Source organism: Bacillus sp. P4_D3 (assembly GCF_056401855.1).
In genome coordinates this window covers 1-6,402 of record NZ_JBFUIN010000176.1, presented here as the reverse complement: position 1 = coordinate 6,402, position 6,402 = coordinate 1, and the positions used below count along the sequence as shown (strand labels likewise).

The window sequence follows — 6,402 nt, the reverse complement described above, 5'->3', positions numbered from 1 at the left end:
CATAAAGGGATTTCAGGTATGGTGAACGGAGTATTGCGTTCAATTCAGCGAGAGGGTGTATCTTCGTTAGAAGAAATCGAAAATCCAGTAGAACGTCTTGCAATTGCAACGAGTCACCCAATGTGGCTTGTACAAGAATGGGCATCCGAATATGGTTTAGAGACAGCAGAGAAAATGTGTGAAATAAATATGTTGCCACCTGTACCAACAGCACGTGTAAATGTTGATAAAGTAACGGTAGAAGAAGCGGTTGCGTTATTAGCTGATGAGGGTATAGAAGCAAAACGTGGCGAATTGTCAGAGGATGCAATTCAAATTGAAAGAGGAAATGTCGCACATACAGAAGCGTTCAAAAAAGGTTTCCTTTCTATTCAAGATGAAAGCTCAATGCTTGTAGCACGTGCTTTAGAACCGAATAAAGGAGATGCAGTTCTAGATAGTTGTGCTGCTCCTGGCGGAAAAACAACTCATATTGCAGAGCGTTTGGACGGAACTGGTAAGGTAATGTCGCTTGATTTACACGCACATAAAGTACGTTTAATTGAACAACAGGCGAAGAGACTTGGTTTAGAAAATGTAGAAACGATGGCTTTAGATGCTAGAAAAGTTCAAGATCATTTTGCAAATGAATCTTTTGACAAAATATTAGTAGATGCACCATGTTCTGGATTTGGTGTTATTAGACGTAAACCTGATATTAAGTTAGGTAAAGATAAGGGCGATAGTGAAAGGTTATCAACGATTCAACTTGCGATACTAGAAAAAATAGCACCATTGTTAAAACAAGGTGGTCGCCTTGTTTATAGTACGTGCACAATTGAAAAAATAGAAAATGAACAAGTAATAAAGCAATTTTTACAAGAGCATCCTGAATTTGAATGGGATACTACGATAAAAGATCGTATGCCAGAAAAGTTAAATCCGTATATTGATGAAGGTCAAGTACGAATTTTACCGCATTATTTTGCAACAGATGGCTTTTATATTGCTTGTTTAAGAAAGAAGGTGTAGCATCATGGAAACGACTGTAAAAAAACAAAAGAAGAATCTAGAGACAAAGAAACCATCAATTTATTCTTTACAACTTCATGAAATGCAAGATTGGTTAAAGGAACAAGGAGAACCTAAGTTCCGTGCAGGACAAATTTTTGATTGGCTATATAAAAAACGTGTAAAAAATTATGAGGATATGTCAAACCTTGCTAAAGGATTGCGCGATAAATTGTCGAATTCCTTTGATATTACTACTTTAAACACTTTAGTAAAACAAACGTCTTCGGATGGAACGATTAAATTCCTATTCCAGTTATATGATGGGTACTCTATTGAAACTGTACTAATGCGACATGAGTATGGAAATTCCATTTGTGTAACAACACAGGTGGGTTGCCGCATTGGCTGTACGTTCTGTGCATCTACACTTGGTGGGTTAAAACGAAACTTAGAGGCTGGAGAAATTGTAGCGCAAGTAGTAGAAGTTCAGCGTGCGCTTGATGAAACAGAAGAACGTGTAAGTTCTCTTGTTGTTATGGGAATTGGAGAACCGTTTGATAATTATGATAATTTGATGTCATTCTTACGCATTGTAAATCATGAAAAAGGAATTCATATTGGTGCAAGACATATGACAGTTTCAACAAGTGGAATTGTTCCAAAAATTTATAAGTTCGCTGAAGAAGATATGCAAATCAATTTTGCGATTTCATTGCATGCTGCAAATACAGAGATACGTTCAAAATTAATGCCGATTAACCGTGCTTATAAGCTACCTGATTTAATGGAAGCTGTTAAATACTATGTAAATAGAACAGGGCGTCGTATTACATTTGAATATGGCTTATTTGGAGGAGAAAATGACCAAGTTGAGCACGCTGAAGAACTTGCTGCGCTCTTAAAAGGTGTAAAATGTCATGTAAACTTAATTCCGGTAAACTACGTGCCAGAACGTGATTATGTACGTACGCCACGAGAGCAAATTTTCTTATTTGAAAAGACGTTAAAAGATCGTGGAGTGAATGTAACAATTCGCCGTGAACAAGGTCATGATATTGATGCAGCCTGCGGTCAGTTGCGTGCAAAGGAGCGCAAAGAAGAGACGAGGTGACGAGATGAAAGCCGTGTTTCTATCGGATAAAGGGAAAGTTCGTCAACATAATGAAGATAGTGCAGGAGTTTTTCGCAATTTAGATGGAAATATTTTAGCGGTAGTAGCAGATGGAATGGGAGGTCATCGAGCTGGCGATGTAGCTAGCTCGATGGCTATTCAATTATTCCATGATTATTGGAAGCAAACGCATAATATGAATGAGCCTAAAAAGGTAGAAAAGTGGTTACATACTAACGTTGGAATTATTAATGAGCGCATATATGCTTACTCTCAGCAGCATGTAGAATGTAATGGCATGGGAACAACGGTTATCGTGGCGATTTGTACACCTAGCTTTGTAACAATAGGTCATATAGGAGATAGTCGTTGTTATATGGTATCAGAGGGAGAAACATCGCTTGTAACGGAAGATCACTCACTTGTAAATGAACTTGTTAGGCACGGTGAAATTTCAAAAGAAGATGCAGAATATCACCCGAAAAAGAATGTTCTGTTAAGAGCGTTAGGAACAGAAGAAAAAGTCGGACTAGATGTTAAAACATTGGTGCTCGAAGAAGACGATCAATTGCTTCTTTGCTCTGATGGATTGTCTAACAAAGTCCCTATGGCTGATATGCAACAAATTTTACAATTGAATGAACAGCTCGAGGCGAAGGGAGAGCATCTCATTCAATTAGCAAATGATCGTGGTGGAGAAGATAATATCACCCTCGTTATTATTGATTATGCGGATTCGACAAACGAAAGTAGGTGAAGTGCAACGTGCTGATTGGAAAACGCTTAAATGACCGTTATAAGCTGCTGAAAATGATTGGCGGTGGAGGAATGGCCAATGTATATTTAGCTCATGATGATATACTTGGCCGAGATGTAGCGGTAAAAATATTAAGACTCGACTATTCAAATAATGAAGAGTTTATTAAACGTTTCCATCGAGAAGCGCAATCTGTTACAACGTTGTCGCATCCAAATATTGTGAATATGTATGATGTTGGGGAAGAGGATGGTATATATTATCTTGTAATGGAATATGTACCTGGACGAACATTGAAGCAATACATAATCGATCGAGGGATGTTACCGATAGGAGAAGCTCTTGATATAATGGAGCAGTTAACGTCCGCTATGGCACACGCCCATCATTTTGAGATTGTACATCGCGATATTAAACCGCACAATATTTTGATTCGAGATGACGGAGTGATAAAAGTAACAGACTTTGGAATTGCGACAGCTACAAGTGCAGCAACGATTACACATACAAATTCGGTGCTCGGTTCGGTGCATTATTTATCACCAGAACAAGCGCGCGGCGGTATAGCGAATAAACAATCAGATATTTATTCACTTGGGATTGTTATGTTTGAATTGTTAACAGGAAGACAACCGTTTTCTGGTGAATCTGCTGTTGCAATTGCGTTAAAACATTTACAAAATGAAATGCCATCTCCAAAAAGATGGAATGAAAATATTCCACAAAGTGTTGAAAATATTATATTAAAGGCGACTGCGAAAGATCCATTTCATCGATATCAATCTGCTAACGCGATGAAACGAGATATTGAAACAGCACTATACCCAGAACGAATAAATGAACAACCATTTTACATACCAGAAGATATGGAAGCAACGAAAGCGATTCCAATTATTCAACAAGAACAACTATTTCAAAATGTAAGTGATGAAACGATTGTATTAAAAGGAAGTAAAGTGGATGAACAAGTAAGAAAAGAAGAGACCGAATCAGGTAAGAAGAAAAAACGAAGTAATAAATGGCTGAAAGTTTTAATTACAACATTTTTATTTTTAGCAATAGGGATAACCTTAGCACTTACTGTTATTCCAGGCTTCTTTATTCCGAAAGATGTGAAGGTTCCTGATGTGGCTGGTATGAAATATACGACAGCTGTAAATACATTAGTTGAAAAAGGGTTTGAAGTTACTGAACCTAATCTTGTATATACAGATGATGTTGAAGCCGGAAAAGTGATAAAAACAGATCCTATAGCAGGAAGAGTAGTAAAAGAAAACTCTAAAATTACTATCTATCAATCAGGTGGAAAAAAGAAAAGTAAGATGCGTGATTTGACAGGAAAAGATTTCGAGAGTATAAGAGCTGAGTTAGAAGAAAAATATAAACAAGTTACAATAAATTATATTGAAAATGATAAGCCGAAAGGTGAAATTGTAGAGCAAATACCAACGCCTGATCAAATGGTTATAGAGGCGGAACAAGAGCTGAAAGTTTGGGTAAGTAAAGGACCTTATCAAATAAGACCAGGTGATTTTTCAGGATGGACTGAAAATAGTGTAAAAGGTTATTTAAATGAAAGAAAGCTCGTTTCTGATATAAAAAGAGAGTATTCAGATACGGTTGATAAAGACCTTGTTATTTCACAGTTACCAAAGCCTGGGACACCTTTAAAAGAAGGAGATAAAGTATCGATTGTTATCTCCGATGGTCCGAAGCCTAAAGTGACGAAAACGGTAAAAGTGGATAACATTTCTATCCCATATGAAGCTTCTGCAACAGGTGATAAAAAGCCGCAAACAATAGAAATTTATAAAGAAGATATGCAGCAAAAAATGGATAAACCAGTTGAAACGAGAACAATTACTGAGTCAGCGATTATTTCTTTAGAATTTGTAATTCAAGAAGGTGCAAAGGGACACTATAAGATTGTCCGAGATGGAGTAACGATTATGGACAAAGAAGTACCATATCCAGCTCAATAATAGTGAATTCCATCGTCCTTATATAGAAGATGGAATTCACTACTCTTGCCTGTTATGCTGTCTACATCGTGGACTGTATAACAGGCAAAAATATATGATTCAAAAAGCTGTAAAAGTGATACTGTTGTAAATAATATTTCAAATTTGATGGTAGATTAAATATATGAACCTGGATATATATTTGGTGGGTTTTGAAATAATTGTTTAAAGAACTCTAGTCTATTCATATTTAATTGCAGTTTCATTTTATACAAAATAAAGGAGAATTATATGCCAGAAGGAAAAATTGTAAAAGCTCTAAGTGGGTTTTATTATGTGCAGAATGAGGAAGGGATTACACAATGTCGCGGGCGTGGTGTATTTAGAAAGAATAAAATTACACCACTTGTAGGAGACCAAGTTGTTTTTCAAGCGGATAATCCGAATGAAGGTTATGTGTTAGAAGTATTTGATCGAAAAAATGAACTTGTTAGACCTCCTATTGCTAATGTTGATCAAGCTATTCTTGTTTTCTCTGCAGTAGAACCAGATTTTAATCCAGGACTGTTAGATCGATTTTTAGTATTGATTGAATATCATAACATTAAACCGATTATTTGTATTAGTAAGATGGATTTAGTAGATGAAAAAATGAGAGAAACTGTTGAATCTTATGCAAATGATTATCGTGAAATGGGTTATGATGTGTTGTTTACTTCTATAAATACATCGGAAAGTATTGATATTCTGAAACCATTCTTAGAAGGTTGTATTTCCGTCGTTGCAGGCCAATCTGGTGTTGGGAAATCTTCAATGCTAAATGTATTACGTCCAGATTTAGAATTGAAAACTAATGATATTTCTTCACATTTAGGACGTGGAAAGCATACGACAAGACACGTGGAATTAATTACAGTTGGAAGCGGACTTGTTGCGGATACACCTGGTTTTAGTTCGCTTGATTTCATAGATATAGAGGTAGAAGATCTTACGTATTGTTTTCCAGAGTTGAAAGAAGCGAGCCAATACTGTAAATTTAGAGGGTGTACACACCTTGCTGAACCGAAATGCGCGGTGAAAGCTGCGATTGAAGAAGGAAAGATTACCGAATATCGTTATAAGAATTACAAACAATTCGTAGAAGAAATTAGAGAGAGAAAGCCGAGGTATTAGTCATGATTAAAATTGCACCATCGATTTTATCAGCAGATTTTTCAAGATTAGGGGAAGAGATTAAAGATGTAGAAAAAGGTGGAGCTGACTACATTCACATCGATGTAATGGATGGACATTTCGTACCAAATATTACGATTGGACCATTAATTGTAGAAGCAATCCGTCCGATTACATCATTACCGTTAGATGTACATTTAATGATTGAAAATCCTGATAACTATATCCCAACTTTCGCAAAAGCAGGAGCTGATATTATTACTGTCCATGTAGAAGCTTGTCCACATCTACATCGTACAATTCAGTTAATTAAATCTCATGACATTAAAGCGGGAGTTGTATTAAATCCACATACTCCAGTTTCAACGATTGAGCATGTATTAGAAGATATAGACATGGTATTACTT

The 6,402-nt window shown here is 36.3% G+C and carries 6 protein-coding genes; all 6 read left to right on the top strand.

The window, feature by feature from the left end; genetic code table 11:
* Window positions 1-1,011: 16S rRNA (cytosine(967)-C(5))-methyltransferase RsmB (gene rsmB / locus AC1DTM_RS16210; protein WP_477000482.1), on the top strand; the 1,011-nt coding region annotated here is incomplete at its 5' end.
* Between the two features lie 4 nt (window positions 1,012-1,015).
* Entirely contained in the window at window positions 1,016-2,104 is a 1,089-nt protein-coding gene (gene rlmN / locus AC1DTM_RS16205; RefSeq protein WP_002014500.1) for a dual-specificity RNA methyltransferase RlmN, read from the top strand.
* A gap of 4 nt (window positions 2,105-2,108) precedes the next feature.
* Complete coding sequence (locus tag AC1DTM_RS16200) at window positions 2,109-2,861, top strand: Stp1/IreP family PP2C-type Ser/Thr phosphatase (RefSeq protein WP_016106009.1); 753 nt, start codon at window positions 2,109-2,111, stop codon at window positions 2,859-2,861.
* An 8-nt stretch (window positions 2,862-2,869) separates the two neighbouring features.
* Window positions 2,870-4,843 (top strand): Stk1 family PASTA domain-containing Ser/Thr kinase, encoded by a 1,974-nt coding sequence (gene pknB / locus AC1DTM_RS16195; protein ID WP_477000481.1) that lies wholly within the window; start codon window positions 2,870-2,872, stop codon window positions 4,841-4,843.
* Between the two features lie 270 nt (window positions 4,844-5,113).
* Window positions 5,114-5,995 carry a ribosome small subunit-dependent GTPase A gene (gene rsgA, locus AC1DTM_RS16190; RefSeq protein WP_016106007.1) on the top strand — a complete coding sequence of 294 codons (882 nt, stop codon included), beginning with the start codon at window positions 5,114-5,116 and terminating at the stop codon, window positions 5,993-5,995.
* Between the two features lie 2 nt (window positions 5,996-5,997).
* Window positions 5,998-6,402: ribulose-phosphate 3-epimerase (locus AC1DTM_RS16185; protein ID WP_477000480.1), on the top strand; the 405-nt coding region annotated here is incomplete at its 3' end.

What these genes read in the sequence shown, in the direction of transcription:
- rsgA (WP_016106007.1), top strand. Translation starts at nt 5,114, where the DNA reads ATGCCAGAAGGAAAAATTGTAAAAGCTCTAAGTGGGTTTTATTATGTG.
- rlmN (WP_002014500.1), top strand. Translation starts at nt 1,016, where the DNA reads ATGGAAACGACTGTAAAAAAACAAAAGAAGAATCTAGAGACAAAGAAA.
- AC1DTM_RS16200 (WP_016106009.1), top strand. Translation starts at nt 2,109, where the DNA reads ATGAAAGCCGTGTTTCTATCGGATAAAGGGAAAGTTCGTCAACATAAT.